The following is a 15,849-nucleotide window of genomic DNA, read 5'->3' on the forward strand; positions in this document are numbered from 1 at the left end:
ATAGTGGTACACCACTATAACAAGTTTTTTATCTTCAATGAAGAGGTTGTTTTTGATCGTCTAGTGTGAAGCCTTCTCCTGCCACATCTCGTACTTCAATGATGGAAACAAATGCGTGAGGGTCAACTTCATGCACAATAGATTTTAACCGTACAACTTCATTGCGACCAATCACACAATAGATTACCTCTTTAGGTTGTTTGGTAAAATGACCATGTCCTTCTAAAATTGTGATACCACGTTCCATTCGAAGAGCGATTGTTTCAGCAATGGCTCCAGACTTTTCCGATATGATGAGCGCACCACGAGCCGCATAGGCACCTTCTTGTACAAAGTCAATGACACGGGCTCCAACAAATACGGCTACTAATGTATACATCATCGAACGGGCATCCAAGAACGTCAGCCAAGAAAGGATGATGACGATGGCATCGAAGACAAACATGGTTTTCCCCATACTCCAGCCAAAATATTTATGCCCTAGTCGTGCCAAAATATCGACACCACCTGTAGTGCCACCGAAACGAAAGACAATCCCAAGTCCCAATCCAACAAAGACACCAGCAAAAAGTGCCACAAGCAACATGTCATCCTCTAAATGGATAGTAAATTGATATTTTTGGAAAATTTTTAGAAAAAGAGATACGGATAAAGTGCCGACAAGCGTATAGACAAATGATTTTTTTCCAAGTAATCGATAACCTATGATAAACATGGGAATATTTAATAACAGGTTCATTAAGGCGGGGTCCCATCCTAATGTAAAATATAGTATGAGTGTAATCCCACTTAGTCCACCTTCACCCAGTTGATTTTGGATGTTGAAGTGAACAAAGCCGAAGCTGAAAACGGCTGCTCCGAGCATAATCGCGATAATATTACGAATTTTAATCTGTTTTAGCATTTGACCTCCTGTAGTTCCAAACAAATGAAGTAGTGTTATCTATTATCTGACATTTTATTGGTTTTGACAACAATGGTGTAAATTTTATACGATGGTAAATAGGAGTGTGATTTTTATGGCAGATCAACTAACAATGCAAGCATTACAACAGCGTGTCGATGACTATATAGGTCAATTTAAAGAAGGATATTTTCCACCATTCGAATTACTTGCACGTCTAACAGAAGAATTAGGTGAACTTTCACGCGAAGTTCAGGATGTCTATGGACAAAAAAAGAAAAAGAGTACTGAGGATACAAACAGTATAGAAGAGGAGCTAGGAGACTTTTTCTTTGTACTTGTCTGTTTTGCAAATGCCCAAGGTATTAAACTAGATGAAGCACTTTTACGCGTCATACATAAATTTGAAACTAGAGATAAGGATCGTTGGACTAGAAAGGATGAAGAATGATGTCGATTCGTGTAGCTATTGCGGGAGCAAGAGGAAAAATGGGAGCTGAGGCTGTACATACGGTCATGAAACATGACAAAATGGAATTAGTAGCTGTACTAGATTATAAGGAAGTAGGAAAAACTTTAGCTGATTTAGATATGTTTCCAGCAAGCTATACAGTGCCTATATTTACAGAAATGCATGATCTTGTAGAAGCAACTGCACCGGATGTACTAGTGGATTTAACTAATCCACATGCAGTCTACAAACATACAAAGGAAGCACTGAATTTAAATGTACGACCTGTAATTGGTACAACAGGATTTACAGATGCACAACTAGAGGAATTATCAGCCATGGCCAAAGAAAAAGAGTTAGGTTGCATTATTGCACCAAACTTTGCGATTGGTGCTATCCTAATGATGAAGTTTGCAAAAGAAGCGGCCAAATACTTACCAGATGTAGAGATTATAGAAATGCACCATGATCAGAAGCTTGATGCACCATCTGGAACGGCGGTGAAAACGGCACAGTTAATACAAGAAGTCCGTACGTCAAAGGCACAAGGACATCCAGAAGAGAAAGAAACCATTGAAGGTGCAAGAGGTGGAGACTTTGACGGTATGCGCATTCACTCCGTACGTTTACCTGGATTAGTGGCACACCAGCAAGTATTATTTGGAGGGGATGGGCAGCTACTAACGATTCGCCACGATTCATTAAACCGTAATTCTTTTATGTCTGGTGTTGCTTTTTGCATAGAAGAGGTTATGAAAATGGATCAGCTTGTTTATGGTTTAGAAAACATCATCTAAAGATTGGGATGGAAGCTATATGAAAATCGCATTGATTGCACATGATCGTAAAAAAGATAATTTAGTACAGTTTGCTATTGCTTACCAAAATATTTTACAAGAACATACGCTATATGCTACCGGTACAACAGGACAACGTGTCATCGAAGCTACTGGTTTGGAGGTTACACGTTTTCGTTCAGGGCCACTTGGTGGCGATCAACAAATTGGTGCAATGATTGCCAATAATGATATGGACATGGTGGTATTTTTCCGTGATCCATTAACAGCACAACCACATGAGCCAGATGTTTCTGCACTAATCCGTCTTTGTGATGTTTACCAAGTGCCACTGGCAACAAATATGGGAACAGCAGAAATATTACTAAAAGGCCTACAAGAAGGCTTTGTGGATTGGAGACTGATACAAGAAAGACGAAATTAACAAAAGACGTGATTCAGAAAGGATGATCATCGAATGAAAAAGCTAAAAATCGGCATTACCTGTTATCCTACAGTTGGTGGCTCTGGTGTCATCGCAACAGAATTAGGCAAAATGCTTGCAGAAAGAGGACATGAAATTCATTTCATCACCTCAAGCGTACCATTTCGATTGAATAAAATTTATCCAACCGTCTTTTTCCATGAAGTCGAAGTTAATAATTATTCAGTATTTCAATATTCTCCATACGATATTGCATTAGCGAGTAAAATGGCAGACGTCATCAAGGATGAAGAGTTGGATGTGCTGCATGTGCATTATGCTATCCCACATGCAGTATGTGCGGTGCTAGCACGTGAAATGAGCGGTCGAGACATTGGCATCGTCACAACCCTTCATGGTACAGATATATCGGTGCTTGGGCAAGATTCTACGCTCTCACAGGCCATTAAGTATGGGATTGATAAATCTGATATTGTGACAACCGTGTCACAGGCATTAAAAGAACAAACCTATGAACTGATTGATACAGTAAAACCAATTGAAACGATTTATAACTTTGTGGATGAACGCGAATACTTCCCACGAAATTCAGGAAACTTAAAAGAGCAATTTGGTATTCAAGAAGATGAAAAAGTCCTCATTCATGTATCCAACTTCCGTAAAATAAAGAACCTTCCACACATTGTAGACGCCTTTATGAAAATCCGTGCCAACATGAAAGCAAAGCTCTTATTAGTAGGGGATGGCCCAGAAAAGCATCGTGTCATGGACCAAGTAAAAGGAAGTCCGTATATGAAGGATGTTTTATTTTTAGGGAAACAAGAAAACTTAGCTGAACTGTATGCGATTAGTGATCTTAAGCTATTATTATCACAGCAAGAATCGTTTGGACTGGTGTTATTAGAGGCGATGGCTTGTGGTGTACCTTGTATTGGATCAAATGTAGGTGGTATTCCTGAAGTCATTGAGCATGGCGTAGATGGCTATATCGTGGAATTAGGGGATACAGATGCAGTTGCGGAGTATGCAACCCATTTATTGCAAGATGAGGAACAATTACTGCGCTTCCGAGAAGCGGCCATCCGTGCAGTAAGTGAAAAATTCCACTCATCCAAAATTGTGGAACAATATGAAAATCTGTACGAGAAGGTTGCGGAAAGAAATCATGCAAAACAATAAAGAATGGCAAGCAGCCTATTCAGTCATTGAACAATTAGAACAAGCAGGCTTTGAAGCGGTTATTGTTGGTGGAGCTGTAAGAGATGCTTTACTCGATCGTCCTGCCCATGATGTAGATGTGGCTACAAATGCCTTGCCTGAAGAAGTAAAAACTGTGTTTCAAAAAACTGTAGATATTGGGATTCAGCATGGGACGGTACTTGTTATCGTACCCGCTGGACCTGTGGAAGTGACTACCTATCGGACAGATGGGGAATATACAGATCATCGAAGACCACAGAATGTCCATTTCGTTCGATCTCTAAAAGAGGACTTACAACGCCGAGATTTTACGATGAATGCCATTGCCATGCGTCGTGATGGCTCTTTTGTAGATTATTATGGTGGACGTCAAGATATTGAAAAGCGCGTGATCCGTGCGGTAGGAGAGGCAGAAAAACGGTTTGCAGAAGATGCTCTACGGATGTTACGAGCGATTCGCTTCTCTGCACAGCTTGATTTTACGATTGAGGTGAATACATTAGCAGCCATCCAGCAAAGGGCTGCTGATTTGACCTTTATTGCAAAAGAACGCATTAAAGCAGAGCTTGATAAGCTTTGGGTAGGACAAACCGTTTTTGGGGGTATACAAAAACTAGAGGACAGCGGATTAGCGGCCTATTTAACAGGTGATTTTCAAGCTGCGCAATGGCGTAATTTCCAAACACAGGATGCTCTTCTTGGTTGGGCATACTTTGCCTTACTACAAGGAACGGCATGGCGTGAGGTAGTGCGCGATTATCGATTATCTAATAAGGAAATGGCGTTTATTAAATCCGTTTTAACCGCTTTTGAGGCTTTAAAAGATGGTTGGACAAATCGTCATTATTTTATCTATACAGAGGAAGAACTAGTGGCTGCGCAATATTTTGCACGACTTCTCCAATTAGATGCTTCAATCCCTCAACAATCTATTCGAGAATTACAGGCAAAGCTACCGATTCAACATAAGCAAGAATTAGTGGTGAATGGGGCTGATTTACTGAAATGGTCTGGCAAAAAAGGTGGACCGTGGGTAAAAGCCACATTGGAGGATCTGCTGACAGCCATTCTTCATCATGAGCTTCAAAATGATCGACAACAGATTAAAAGCTGGCTTGAGCAGCAGGATCTTACTTAAAGCCAAATACATGATAGTCAAAAGCCGTCTCTCATTTTCGGGAGATGGCTTTTATTAAATTCCCCATCGTTGGTGGTCATTTACGTTAATTTACAGTATGATTAAGACAAAATAAGTTACATAACAAGAGTACAGTTAACTAAAGGATTGATGTGAAGATGACAAATTCCATAAAGGACGAAATTTTAAAAAGAATATTGGCTGCTGACGGAGAAGCGGTTTCAGGTCAGGAGTTAGCAGATTCTCTTGGTGTCTCAAGAACCGCTGTTTGGAAGCATATGCAAACATTACAAGAGGAAGGGTATACATTTGAAACAATTAAGAAAAAGGGGTATGTATTGACAGGCGTACCAAATAGCTTGAGCCCTACACAGATTGAGCTTTTTTTAAAGACAGAGCATTTTGGACGTGAGATCCATTATTATGATGTAGTTGATTCTACACAAACGATTGCACATAAGCTTGCACAGGAAGGAGCCCCACACGGTACGATTATCATTGGTGAGGAGCAAACAGCGGGGCGTGGTCGTATGGCTCGTCCTTGGGAGTCTGCACATGGGACAGGTATTTGGATGACCGTTATTGTTCGGCCAGATGTTACGCCCCAACAGGCCTCATCCTATACACTTGTGGTGGCAGTAGCTGTCACGATGGCCATTAAAACCTTATATAAACATGTAGAGCCAGCGATTAAATGGCCTAATGATTTATTGATTAATGGAAAAAAATGTACGGGTATTTTAACAGAAATGCAGGCTGAGGCGGATCTTGTGCAAGCTTTACTTGTTGGAATTGGCATAAATGCGAACCAAGCAGCAGCTGACTTTTCACCTGAAATCGCGGATATTGCCACTTCATTACGATTAGAGGCAGGGGAAGAAATCAATCGTGCAGCACTTGTGGCCTCTATCTTACACTATTTAGAACAGTTTACAGAGCTATATGTCAAAGAGGGGTTTGCGAGTCTAAAAACACTATGGCAGCAATTGTCCTGTACAATTGGTCAACGTATTGAGGTAACGACGATACGCGAACGTTTTGAAGGGGTTGCAAGTGGCATTACAGACGATGGTGTCCTACAGCTGACGCAGGATGATGGAACGATTCGCACGATCTATGCGGGAGACATCAAACTATTATAAAAAGAAGCTGCGAGTAACGTTCATACTTGCAGCTTCTTTTATTGACTATTCTTTATTTTAGTGACACATCTATATCACCATGTGATAAGGAAACATTCAGTTGGTGCTCACCCTTCGTTACTTGAGTCACGGTGCCACTTTGTTCTTCATCATTAATGGTCACATCACCGAAATCTGTTTTGAGAGCATAGCCTACATCACTTTGTTTGTTTTGTAAGTGAAGCGTTGTATCGCCAAAACTTGAGGTAATGGTTGATTGGCCATTTAATGTGCCATCTATATCGATATCTCCATGCTCGCTTTCAATAGTCAAGCCGTTACTAATAAGTTTCTGAAGCGTCAAATCACCAAAGGACTGCCTAATCTCTGTTTTGTCACCAGTCGTGTTATTGAAAGTAATATCTCCAAAATCCTGGATGAGATGAAGCTGCTGATACTGTAGCCCATGAATGGCTGTATCGCCAAAATTACTGTCGATCACAATCGCCTCTATTTTTGTATCTTCTGGCACATAGAGTTTGATTGAAGGGGAAGAGAGGTTACCGAAGCCAAATTGAATACCATCCTTTTTCTTTGCCATTGTTTCGATGGTTAAAGTTCCGTTATCTATATGATATGTTACATCTTCTTGCTCACGGACCTTTGTGTCTAATTTATAGTCACTATCACTTGCAACAATTTCCACATCTCCATAATCATTTACGATATTAATACTTGTGAATGCATCTAAAGCATGTGACTGACTTATTAATTTAGTATTACTTGGGACGTAAAGCCCCTCTGAATCTTTTAGAATCAGCCAGCGACCCCCTGAAAAATAGCCAATCAATGCAAGTAAAATGCCTAATGCAATCATTGTCATGGCAATAAGGGTATTTTTTGACGTCATTTTAGAAGTCCCCCTTTTTTCGCTTCTTTGTCATTTTGTGGAATAGTCTGCCTAATGTTTCAACAGAGACAACAACGGTTTTCTTGATAACACGAGCAACAACTGGGAACAGTAAGACTCCCAAGCCCGTTACGATTAACCCGACACCCATAAAAAGCAGTGCAGTCGGCCAATGCTCTGTTAAAATTAAGAAACCTGAAATGATCGCCACAACGCCACCGACAAAAATGCTCATAACAGTTGCGACAATAGCAAAGATTAAGCTGATAATGACTGCGCCAAATGAAAAAATGAGTGCAATGGCTGTTGCAAGTAATGGCAGTGAAAGGGGCGCAGACAGTATAGCTAGAATAATGAGCCAAATGGCAGACATATTCTTTTTTGTTGATTTTGCCGAGGAGGTTTCTAAATCCTTTAATGCGAAATCAGCTAATATTTGTGAGGCGACATGTGAAGGAGAGCCAAGTTGTGAAATGACCTGATGTTCATTTTCCTCTCCAGCTTCCTCAAAGTATTCTTCATAATAGGCAAGCGCAGCGTCTAACTCATGCGCAGGAAGCCGACGTAATTTTCCTCGTAGCTGTTTCAAATAGCTTGCTCTATCCATCTAAATTCCCTCCTAAAAGTACACAATCAACCTTTTCCTTATACATTTGCCATTCTTTTAATAGCTCTAATAATCGTATACGTCCTTGCTCTGTAATTTGATAATAGCGTCTATTTCTACCTTGATAAGGCTGATCGTACGTTGTTAAGTAATGCGCTTTTTGTAAGCGGCGTAATACAGGATACAGTGTAGACTCTGAAATCTCCATGACTGATTGTACCTGCTGTGTTAAAGAATAACCGTAGGCGTCCTCCTTCTCAACAATAGCCAGTACACAAGCATCAAGTAAAGCTGAACCAAGCTGAAATGTCATCTTTTCACCTCACATGTAATACCTATACTTCATTTTATATTATATGGCATATAGTATGTGGATAGTATATGACGTATAACATGGAATGTCAATTCTAAAAGAAAATTTTTTCCAATGTTGTTAGACGAAGATATTGTAAGAAAATAATATTTGAAGATTAGTAGGAAAATCTGTTATAGTATGTGCGAAGGGCAGTATCCATTGTGAACGGCACCTTCAAAAACGCAATAGACTATACTACCAAATATCTGCCTTGATCTTTTAGACAGGGACGGAAGAAAACGATACGTTCAAATATAGCTTTCATTTGCAAGCTATTGCCTCTTTATGGGGTCTTTTTATCATTGAACGACACACTACCCTTCTGTCCATTTTCGACACAGAAGGGTTTTTCTGTTTTCTTCCTTTAAAAAAGGAGGACTACAAAATGAAAACGACAACAGATTTTTTAAAGATGAAAGCGGCAGGCGAGAAAATCGTGATGGTAACAGCCTATGATTATCCAGCTGCTAAATTCGCGGAAGAAGCTGGTGTTGAGATGATACTAGTCGGGGATTCACTTGGAATGGTCGTGCTTGGCTATGATTCTACAATGCCTGTGACTGTAGCGGATATGGTTCATCATGCAAAAGCAGTAAGACGAGGGGCAAAGGATACGTTTATGGTCGTTGATATGCCATTCGGTTCTTATCATGGCGATGTCAATGAGACACTAAAAACAGCCATTTCGATGATGCAGCAAACAGGAGCAGATGCTTTAAAGGTTGAGGGGGCAGGAGAGGTTATACCTGTCATTCGTAAATTAACGTCAGCTGGTATTCCAGTAGTAGCTCACTTAGGCTTGTTGCCTCAATCAGCGGGCGTGCTTGGTGGTTATAAGGTACAAGGAAAAACAGCTGAACAGGCTGCTACACTGCTTGAAGAAGCAAAACAATGCGAAGCGGCTGGTGCATGTGCAGTCGTGTTAGAATGTATTCCTCATCAGCTGACAGAGATCGTTTCAGCTAGTCTTGTTATTCCAACCATCGGCATAGGCGCTGGTGTTGAGGCTGATGGACAAGTGCTCGTGTATCATGACATGCTAAGCTACGGTTCGCACCATGTACCGAAATTTGTTCAACAATTTGCTGATATGGGCAAAGAGGTAAGCACGGGTATGATTCGTTACGTAGAAGCGGTGAAAGCGGGTACTTTCCCCGCTCCAAAGCATTTCTTCACAATGAAAGAGGAAGCGTTAGATCAGCTATATGGAGGCGTTAAATGATGAAGGTCGTTACGACGATACAGGCATTAGCCAAAGAAATTCAAGCAGCTAAGCAGTCTCAAAAAACGATTGGACTTGTTCCGACAATGGGCTATTTACATGAGGGTCATTTAACATTAGCACAAACAGCTCGTGCAGAAAATGATGTCGTTGTAATGAGTATTTTCGTCAATCCAACGCAATTTGGACCAAATGAAGATTTTGAAAGTTATCCTCGTGATTTGCCTAGAGATACTGCATTAGCTGAATCTGTCGGTGTGGATATTGTGTTCGCACCAAGTGTGGAAGAAATGTATCCCCAAGATGGAGGGATTCGCCTACATGCAGGTGAGCAGGCAACGATTCTTTGTGGTGCGAGTCGCCCTGGTCATTTTGATGGTGTTTTACAGGTTGTCTCTAAATTATTTCATTTAACAATGCCAAATCGAGCTTATTTCGGGCAAAAAGATGCGCAGCAGGTTGCGATTATTGCGACGATGGTACGTGACTTTAATTTCCCTTTAGAAATACGTGTTGTCCCAATTGTACGCGAGGAGGACGGTTTAGCAAAATCTTCACGTAATGTCTATTTAAGTGGGGCAGAGCGACAAGAGGCTCCAGCGATCAATGAAGCATTGCAGTTGGCACGCGATAGCTTTTTAGCGAATGGTGATGCTGATAGCGCACTTGCTAAAGCAAAAGCTCATATTCAGACAAGAACACATGGCCGAATTGATTATATTGAATTATTAGCCTACCCCGATTTAACACCAGTGACAGCTACAACACAGCAAGTCTTGTTGGCAGCAGCTGTTTATATAGGTAAAACACGTTTAATTGATAATTGTATTTTTACTGTGAAAGAGGGATTATAGTATGTTACGTATGATGATGAATAGTAAAATCCACCGTGCAACAGTGACACAGGCAGATTTAAACTATGTAGGCTCCATAACAATAGATGAAGATATTTTAGATGCAGTAGGTATGCTGGCAAACGAAAAAGTACATGTCGTTAATAATAATAATGGCGCTCGCTTTGAAACATATATTATAGCGGGTGAACGAGGGTCAGGTGTCATTTGTGTCAATGGCGCAGCAGCAAGACTTGTACAGCGTGGTGATATTGTCATCATTATTTCCTATGTGTATGTAGATAATCATGAGGCTAAAGACCATCAACCAACTGTAGCCATCATGGGAGAGGGCAACACGATTAAGGAAATGATCGCACACGAGCCAGAGGCAACGGTGATGTGAATTCAGCAATAGTCTAAATTAATACTAGAAAGGAGGATGGCAAAGCAATAGCCAATCCTCCTTTTTTGCGATTACGTTTATACCAAAAGTTACTGGCAAAAATTTGCTTTTATTACTATTAAACTAGTTTATAAAATTATAATTTTACAAATGTTCTAGTATTTTGCGTCATATTTATGTAGAATTTAGTTGTTAGTACATCATTTTACTAGTGGAGGTATCATTTGTCATGGAAAATAAACGTAACAAATTTTTAACAGTTACTGCGGCAGCATTAGCTGTAACAGCGGTAGCGGTAGTACCAGCATCAGCAGCAAGTCCTTTTTCGGATGTAAAGGAAAGTCATGCAGATTTTGAAAGCATTGCTACACTTTATGCAGCAGGGATTATTAGTGGTTACCCAGATGGTACATTCAAACCAGATTCAAATGTCACACGTGGACAAGCTGCAAAAATGATTGCAGGCGCATTAAAATTGGATACAAAAGAAGTAGTGGATCCAAAATTTACGGATATTAGTACATCAAATCCTTATTATGGCTCAATTGCAGCCCTTGTAGGATTAAATGTCATTACAGGTTATGGAGATAATACTTTCCGTCCAAACCAAACAATTACACATGGTGATTTAGCAAAAATCTTAGCATCAATTCCAACATTACCAGAGCTAGAAAGTGCAAAAAATCATGCGGCTAGTGAAAAAGTTACACGTGGACAACTGGCAACATTCATTGCAGAAGCTCTAACAAAATCAAATCCAGAAACACCAGAAAAACCAGAAACTCCTGAATCAGAAGATGCATTCTCATTATCGATTTTACATGTGAATGATACACATGCTCATGCAGATAACTTACCTAAATTAGCTACAGCAGTAAAAGAACAACGTGACACAAAGAAAAACGTTTTAACATTACATGCTGGGGACGCATTTAGTGGTACACTATACTTCAACGAGTTCCACGGTAAAGCAGACCTAGCATTATTAAATGAAATTGGCTTTGATGCAATGGTATTTGGTAACCATGAATTTGATTTAGGTTCATCACCAGAAGGCCATCAAGCATTAGCTGATTTTGTTAAAGGGGCTAAATTCCCATTTGTAGATGCTAATACTGATTTCTCAGCAGATGCTAAATTCACAGGCTTATTTACAGATTTAGTTTCAAGTGAGCCTGAGAATGGTAAAATTTATTCTGGTATTGTGAAAGAAATTGATGGAGAAAAAGTAGGTATTTTCGGCTTAACGACTGAGGAAACGATGGATATTGCTTCTCCTGATAAAATAACATTTACAAATTATATTGATGAAGCGAAAAAAGCAGTGGCAGCCTTTGAAGGAATGGGTGTCAACAAAATTATCGCTTTAACACATATTGGCTATAATGATAATCCAAATGTAGATAATGATATTTTATTAGCTAAAAATGTACCAGGGATTGATGTCATCGTTGGTGGCCATGACCATACAAAACTAGAAAAACCATTTGTTGTGGATACAAATACAGTTGGTGAAGCAAAAGATGCTACATTAATCGTACAAGCTAATGAATATGTAAATTATTTAGGTACACTTGATGTAACATTTGATGGCAATGGTATTGTCACGAAGTATGATGGAGAATTAATCGATCTTGGTAAAGTAGTAGAAGATGAAGCGTTAGTGAAAATCCTTGAGCCATTTACAGCAAAAGTAAATGAAGTTAGCAACAAGGAGATCGGTGTTAAAATTGCTGAGGAATTAGCGAATCCACGTGCAACTGAAGACAATCTAAACAGTGTTCGTAGCAATGAAACAGCTTTAGGAAATATTATTACAGACGGTATGCTAGCAAAGGCACAAAAATATACAGATAAAACAGTTGTAATGGCATTACAAAATGGCGGTGGTATTCGTGCTGCAATTCCAGCGGGCAATATTACTGTAGGTCAAGTGATTACAGTATTACCATTTGGTAACACTTTAGCATTAATGGATGTTACAGGTGCAGAGCTTAAAGCAGCATTTGAAGTATCCTTGAAAAATGCGCCAAAAGAAAACGGTGGCTTCTTACACATCGGTGGAGCAAAACTACAATATGACTCTTCAAAAGAAGTAGGCTCACGTGTTGTTTCTATCGAATATTTAGATAAAGCGACTGGTAAATATGTTGCTTTAGAAGATGGTAAAACGTATACAGTGGCGACAAATGCTTTCACAGCTAAAGGTGGAGACGGCTTCGATATGTTTGCTAAAGCATATGAAGAAGGTCGTGTTACAGATTTAGGCTTATCTGATTGGGAAAACCTTCAAGAGCAATTACTATCACTTAAAGAAGTGAAAACAACAACAGAGGGTCGTATTGTTGATGTTGCCAAAAAACAATAAGCTTAACATTGTTGGAGTAAACGCTTAATAACGATTCCACAACGCAACCTTAGGGGATTTCTCTAAGGTTGCGTTTTTTTGTATGGATGCGGTTAGTCAACAAAGGAGGAGAAAGGATGCCGCGGCGATCATTATATGATAAAATTCAACTTATCTAATGTGAACTGTGAGTTGAGATGTATGATGGAAAGTCAAAAATATGCAATTGTAGATTTGGAGACAACTGGTCATTCACCAGCCAATGGGGACCGGATGATTCAAATTGCCATTGTTATTATGAAGGATTGGGAAATTGAGCGTACCTATACGAAGTTCATAAATCCAGGGAAAGCTATTCCCACTTTCATTCAAGATTTAACGCATATAACGAATGAGGATGTAAAGGATGCCTTCCCATTTGAAGCGCATGCGGATTACATATATGAGCTACTTGCTGACTGTGTATTTGTCGCACATAATGCAGATTTTGACTTATCCTTTTTACAAGCAGAGTTTAAACGTGCTGGACTTCCAAAGTGGCAAGGTAAAAAAATGGATACAGTGGAGCTGGCTAAAATTTTATTCCCTATGTCCCTTGGTTTTAAGCTAGGCGATTTAGCGGCTGATTTAAATATTGAGCTAGCAAATGCACATCGAGCGGATGACGATGCACGCGCGACAGCAGAGCTATTCAAGCATTGCTGGAAGGAGCTACTAAGTTTACCACAGCTAACGCTTGAACAGATGCATAAGCGTTCATTTCGCTTGAAATCAAATATTTCTCAGCTTTTTTTTGAGGCGTTGCAAATTAAGCGCCAGCATACAACGGGCCGCGAAAATGTGCATTATTACCGTAATTTTGCGATTGGCAATGGCCGAAATAAGTATGAGCATGTGACAGAAACGATTGCCTACCCTCAATCCGTAGATGAGAAAATAGCTTTAATGTCAAAGGCACTGCCGAATTTTGAGGAACGTCCTGCACAATTTGACATGATGGACACGATTTGGCAGGCATTACATGAACAACAGGAGTGCGTGATTGAAGCTTCTACAGGTATTGGTAAAACGGCTGGCTATTTACTTCCAGCTATCTTATTTGCTCGTGCTGTCAATAAAAAGATAGCCATTAGTACGTATACTTCCTATTTACAAGAACAGCTTGTAGAGGAAGAACTACCAAAGATCGAAAAAATCCTTGGGACAAAAGTGAATTTGTGTGTGCTGAAGGGAATGCAGCATTATATTGATCTCGAACGCTTTGAGCAATGTATGGCACATGCTGATGAATCTTATGATGATACATTTACTATTTTACAAATACTTGTGTGGTTGACCAAAACAGAGACAGGTGTGTTGAGCGAGCTCAATGTTTCTGGTGGTGGACAACTGTTTTTAGAGAAAATCCGAAAAATACCGAATGACAAGCCTTCAAAGGGCTTTGATTTCTATGAGCAAGCTTTAAAAAACAGTGTAGTTGCTGACTGTATTGTAACGAATCATGCCATGGTTTTAAGTGATTTAGTGCGTCAAACACCACTCTTTACAGAAATAGATGGCTGGATTATTGATGAGGCGCATCAATTTATTCAGGCTGCTATGCAGCAGGATGAAGTGGTTTTCTCGTATACACAGTGGAAGTATATTTTTGGACAAATTGGTACGATGGAGGACACGGCTCTATTTCAACAGTTTTGCCAGGCAGCGAAGAAAAAACAGCGAGTGGCCATGCAAAATTTACAGCATCTAGATGCACAATTTATACGTTTGCAGCGGACATTTGATGAAACAATCCAGAGAACTATTCAAAAATTGCAGCAACAAATGAAAGGGAAACAAGCAGGTAGTAAATGCACCTTGTTTTTAGAGGATGTTTCACTTGCGAAAGAATCGTTTGCACAAGTAAGCAAACTAACCCAGCAATGGCTGGATCTCGCTACTAGCATTACACAGTCGTTCGAAAATGCGATTGAGCAGCTAGATAAAAACGATCAATATGTATTATCTGAATGGCAATATTGGATTCGAGAAGTGAAGATAAAAATTGCTGAATGGGACGATATTTTTCTGTCACCACAGGAAGGCAATTCTGTTTGGTTAGAATTTGATGTACGGAGTGTCCCTGGCAGTCTCCATGTTTTTAAGAAGCCTGTCAATGTGACGCCGATAATTGAAAAAGTATTAGCACCATTACGCCAGCAAGCAAGTATTGTTTGGACATCAGGCACATTAACGGTACCAGGCAATGAGCGCTTTGTTACACGCCAGTTAGGCATTTCTGATAATGTTGAAGTCTTGAAACTACAAGCTCCACCAGCCTACTATGCTGGGGCTAAGGCATTTATCGTCACCGATATGCCAGATATTCAGCACGTCAGCCAAGAAGAATACATTGAGGCTGTTGCCCATGCAATTACGCGGACTGTTCGAATGACAGAAGGGCGTTGCTTTGTACTCTTTACAGCACAGGATATGCTACGAAAAACAGTTGAGCTTATCCAAGATAGTGAACTATTAGATGATTACATGCTATTTGCACAAGGTGTTACAGGCGGTAGCCGTATGCGCATTCTAAAATCCTTCCAAAAATTTAGTCATGCCGTTCTATTTGGCACAAACAGTTTTTGGGAGGGGGTAGATGTTCCAGGAGATGCACTTGCCTCTGTTATTGTCGTACGATTACCATTTTCTTCACCAGAAGAGCCTGTTTTTAAGGCGAGGGCAAAGCATCTAACTACTCTAGGCCGCAATTCCTTTACTGAGCTTTCCTTACCAGAAGCGATCATGAGGTTTAAGCAAGGCTTTGGTCGATTAATACGTTCTTCGCAGGATAAAGGAGCTTTTATTGTCCTAGACCGACGAATTACTAGTAAGTCATATGGGAAAGAGTTTATTAAGGCATTACCACCTATCGATGTAAAGAAATTGCAGCTACCCGAATTGTTAAAGGAACTAAATCATTGGCAAAAATAGCAGAAACCCCTTTTAGCATTGCTAGAAGGGGTTTCTTACATACGTTTGAAGAGTGGCAATGTTATATTACTTGCATAATTATTGTTGTTTGTTTTTATTTTGCTCATCAAAAAGATTGGCATTACGAACAATCTCTGTAATATATTTCATAGCGATTTCAG

15 protein-coding genes are annotated in these 15,849 nt (G+C 39.9%); 11 read left to right on the top strand and 4 right to left on the bottom strand.

Annotated features, from left to right (window positions below; all coding sequences use genetic code 11):
• Window positions 1-34: 34 nt before the first annotated feature.
• Window positions 35-904 carry a YitT family protein gene (locus MKZ14_RS07015; protein WP_004232676.1) on the bottom strand — a complete coding sequence of 290 codons (870 nt, stop codon included), beginning with the start codon at window positions 902-904 and terminating at the stop codon, window positions 35-37.
• A 115-nt stretch (window positions 905-1,019) separates the two neighbouring features.
• Here MKZ14_RS07015 and MKZ14_RS07020 point away from each other — a divergent pair, with 115 nt between their 5' ends.
• The 6 genes from MKZ14_RS07020 (at window position 1,020) to MKZ14_RS07045 (ending at window position 6,056) form a co-directional block, all read left to right on the top strand.
• Window positions 1,020-1,355 carry a nucleotide pyrophosphohydrolase gene (locus MKZ14_RS07020; RefSeq protein WP_036077682.1) on the top strand — a complete coding sequence of 112 codons (336 nt, stop codon included), beginning with the start codon at window positions 1,020-1,022 and terminating at the stop codon, window positions 1,353-1,355.
• The gene (gene dapB, locus MKZ14_RS07025; RefSeq protein WP_036077681.1) at window positions 1,355-2,152 is read left to right on the top strand and encodes a 4-hydroxy-tetrahydrodipicolinate reductase; all 798 of its coding nucleotides are present in this window, start codon (window positions 1,355-1,357) and stop codon (window positions 2,150-2,152) included. Before MKZ14_RS07020 ends, dapB begins: the two co-directional genes overlap by 1 nt.
• A 19-nt stretch (window positions 2,153-2,171) precedes the next feature.
• Window positions 2,172-2,576 carry a methylglyoxal synthase gene (gene mgsA / locus MKZ14_RS07030; protein ID WP_036077680.1) on the top strand — a complete coding sequence of 135 codons (405 nt, stop codon included), beginning with the start codon at window positions 2,172-2,174 and terminating at the stop codon, window positions 2,574-2,576.
• 33 nt (window positions 2,577-2,609) lie between these two features.
• Complete coding sequence (bshA, locus tag MKZ14_RS07035; protein WP_016992614.1) at window positions 2,610-3,755, top strand: N-acetyl-alpha-D-glucosaminyl L-malate synthase BshA; 1,146 nt, start codon at window positions 2,610-2,612, stop codon at window positions 3,753-3,755.
• Window positions 3,742-4,914, top strand: coding sequence for a CCA tRNA nucleotidyltransferase (locus MKZ14_RS07040; protein WP_036077679.1), 1,173 nt, complete (start codon window positions 3,742-3,744; stop codon window positions 4,912-4,914). Before bshA ends, MKZ14_RS07040 begins: the two co-directional genes overlap by 14 nt.
• A gap of 158 nt (window positions 4,915-5,072) precedes the next feature.
• Window positions 5,073-6,056, top strand: a complete 984-nt coding sequence (locus MKZ14_RS07045; RefSeq protein WP_036077677.1) for a biotin--[acetyl-CoA-carboxylase] ligase — start codon at window positions 5,073-5,075, stop codon at window positions 6,054-6,056.
• A gap of 52 nt (window positions 6,057-6,108) precedes the next feature.
• On the opposite strand, the gene MKZ14_RS07050 is transcribed toward MKZ14_RS07045, so the two are convergent.
• The 3 genes from MKZ14_RS07050 to MKZ14_RS07060 are packed head-to-tail and all read right to left on the bottom strand — an operon-like array spanning window position 6,109 to window position 7,865.
• Window positions 6,109-6,945 carry a DUF4097 family beta strand repeat-containing protein gene (locus MKZ14_RS07050; RefSeq protein WP_339280736.1) on the bottom strand — a complete coding sequence of 279 codons (837 nt, stop codon included), beginning with the start codon at window positions 6,943-6,945 and terminating at the stop codon, window positions 6,109-6,111.
• Window position 6,946: 1 nt separating this feature from the next.
• Entirely contained in the window at window positions 6,947-7,552 is a 606-nt protein-coding gene (locus MKZ14_RS07055; protein WP_016992608.1) for a DUF1700 domain-containing protein, read from the bottom strand.
• Window positions 7,545-7,865 carry a PadR family transcriptional regulator gene (locus MKZ14_RS07060; RefSeq protein WP_004232706.1) on the bottom strand — a complete coding sequence of 107 codons (321 nt, stop codon included), beginning with the start codon at window positions 7,863-7,865 and terminating at the stop codon, window positions 7,545-7,547. Before MKZ14_RS07060 ends, MKZ14_RS07055 begins: the two co-directional genes overlap by 8 nt.
• Window positions 7,866-8,292: 427 nt before the next feature.
• Between MKZ14_RS07060 and panB the strand changes: the two genes are divergently transcribed.
• From panB to dinG, 5 genes are all read left to right on the top strand, one after another.
• Window positions 8,293-9,129 (top strand): 3-methyl-2-oxobutanoate hydroxymethyltransferase, encoded by an 837-nt coding sequence (panB, locus tag MKZ14_RS07065; protein ID WP_036077671.1) that lies wholly within the window; start codon window positions 8,293-8,295, stop codon window positions 9,127-9,129.
• A complete protein-coding gene (gene panC / locus MKZ14_RS07070; protein ID WP_339281009.1) occupies window positions 9,129-9,983 on the top strand; it encodes a pantoate--beta-alanine ligase in 855 nt (284 codons plus the stop codon). Before panB ends, panC begins: the two co-directional genes overlap by 1 nt.
• Before the next feature lies 1 nt (window position 9,984).
• Window positions 9,985-10,368, top strand: coding sequence for an aspartate 1-decarboxylase (gene panD, locus MKZ14_RS07075; protein ID WP_009370842.1), 384 nt, complete (start codon window positions 9,985-9,987; stop codon window positions 10,366-10,368).
• A 229-nt stretch (window positions 10,369-10,597) separates the two neighbouring features.
• Window positions 10,598-12,736, top strand: a complete 2,139-nt coding sequence (locus tag MKZ14_RS07080) for a 5'-nucleotidase C-terminal domain-containing protein (protein ID WP_339280737.1) — start codon at window positions 10,598-10,600, stop codon at window positions 12,734-12,736.
• A gap of 180 nt (window positions 12,737-12,916) precedes the next feature.
• The gene (dinG, locus tag MKZ14_RS07085; protein ID WP_339280738.1) at window positions 12,917-15,688 is read left to right on the top strand and encodes an ATP-dependent DNA helicase DinG; all 2,772 of its coding nucleotides are present in this window, start codon (window positions 12,917-12,919) and stop codon (window positions 15,686-15,688) included.
• Window positions 15,689-15,849 lie beyond the last annotated feature (161 nt).

The organism is Lysinibacillus sp. FSL P2-0066 (assembly GCF_037969495.1).
GTDB classification, from domain to species: domain Bacteria; phylum Bacillota; class Bacilli; order Bacillales_A; family Planococcaceae; genus Lysinibacillus; species Lysinibacillus boronitolerans.

Coding starts and splice junctions, on each gene's coding strand:
- MKZ14_RS07050 (WP_339280736.1), bottom strand. CDS start 6,945: ATGACGTCAAAAAATACCCTTATTGCCATGACAATGATTGCATTAGGC.
- MKZ14_RS07015 (WP_004232676.1), bottom strand. CDS start 904: ATGCTAAAACAGATTAAAATTCGTAATATTATCGCGATTATGCTCGGA.
- bshA (WP_016992614.1), top strand. CDS start 2,610: ATGAAAAAGCTAAAAATCGGCATTACCTGTTATCCTACAGTTGGTGGC.
- dinG (WP_339280738.1), top strand. CDS start 12,917: ATGATGGAAAGTCAAAAATATGCAATTGTAGATTTGGAGACAACTGGT.
- panB (WP_036077671.1), top strand. CDS start 8,293: ATGAAAACGACAACAGATTTTTTAAAGATGAAAGCGGCAGGCGAGAAA.
- MKZ14_RS07080 (WP_339280737.1), top strand. CDS start 10,598: ATGGAAAATAAACGTAACAAATTTTTAACAGTTACTGCGGCAGCATTA.
- dapB (WP_036077681.1), top strand. CDS start 1,355: ATGTCGATTCGTGTAGCTATTGCGGGAGCAAGAGGAAAAATGGGAGCT.
- MKZ14_RS07055 (WP_016992608.1), bottom strand. CDS start 7,552: ATGGATAGAGCAAGCTATTTGAAACAGCTACGAGGAAAATTACGTCGG.
- MKZ14_RS07060 (WP_004232706.1), bottom strand. CDS start 7,865: ATGACATTTCAGCTTGGTTCAGCTTTACTTGATGCTTGTGTACTGGCT.
- MKZ14_RS07040 (WP_036077679.1), top strand. CDS start 3,742: ATGCAAAACAATAAAGAATGGCAAGCAGCCTATTCAGTCATTGAACAA.
- MKZ14_RS07020 (WP_036077682.1), top strand. CDS start 1,020: ATGGCAGATCAACTAACAATGCAAGCATTACAACAGCGTGTCGATGAC.
- mgsA (WP_036077680.1), top strand. CDS start 2,172: ATGAAAATCGCATTGATTGCACATGATCGTAAAAAAGATAATTTAGTA.
- panD (WP_009370842.1), top strand. CDS start 9,985: ATGTTACGTATGATGATGAATAGTAAAATCCACCGTGCAACAGTGACA.
- panC (WP_339281009.1), top strand. CDS start 9,129: ATGAAGGTCGTTACGACGATACAGGCATTAGCCAAAGAAATTCAAGCA.
- MKZ14_RS07045 (WP_036077677.1), top strand. CDS start 5,073: ATGACAAATTCCATAAAGGACGAAATTTTAAAAAGAATATTGGCTGCT.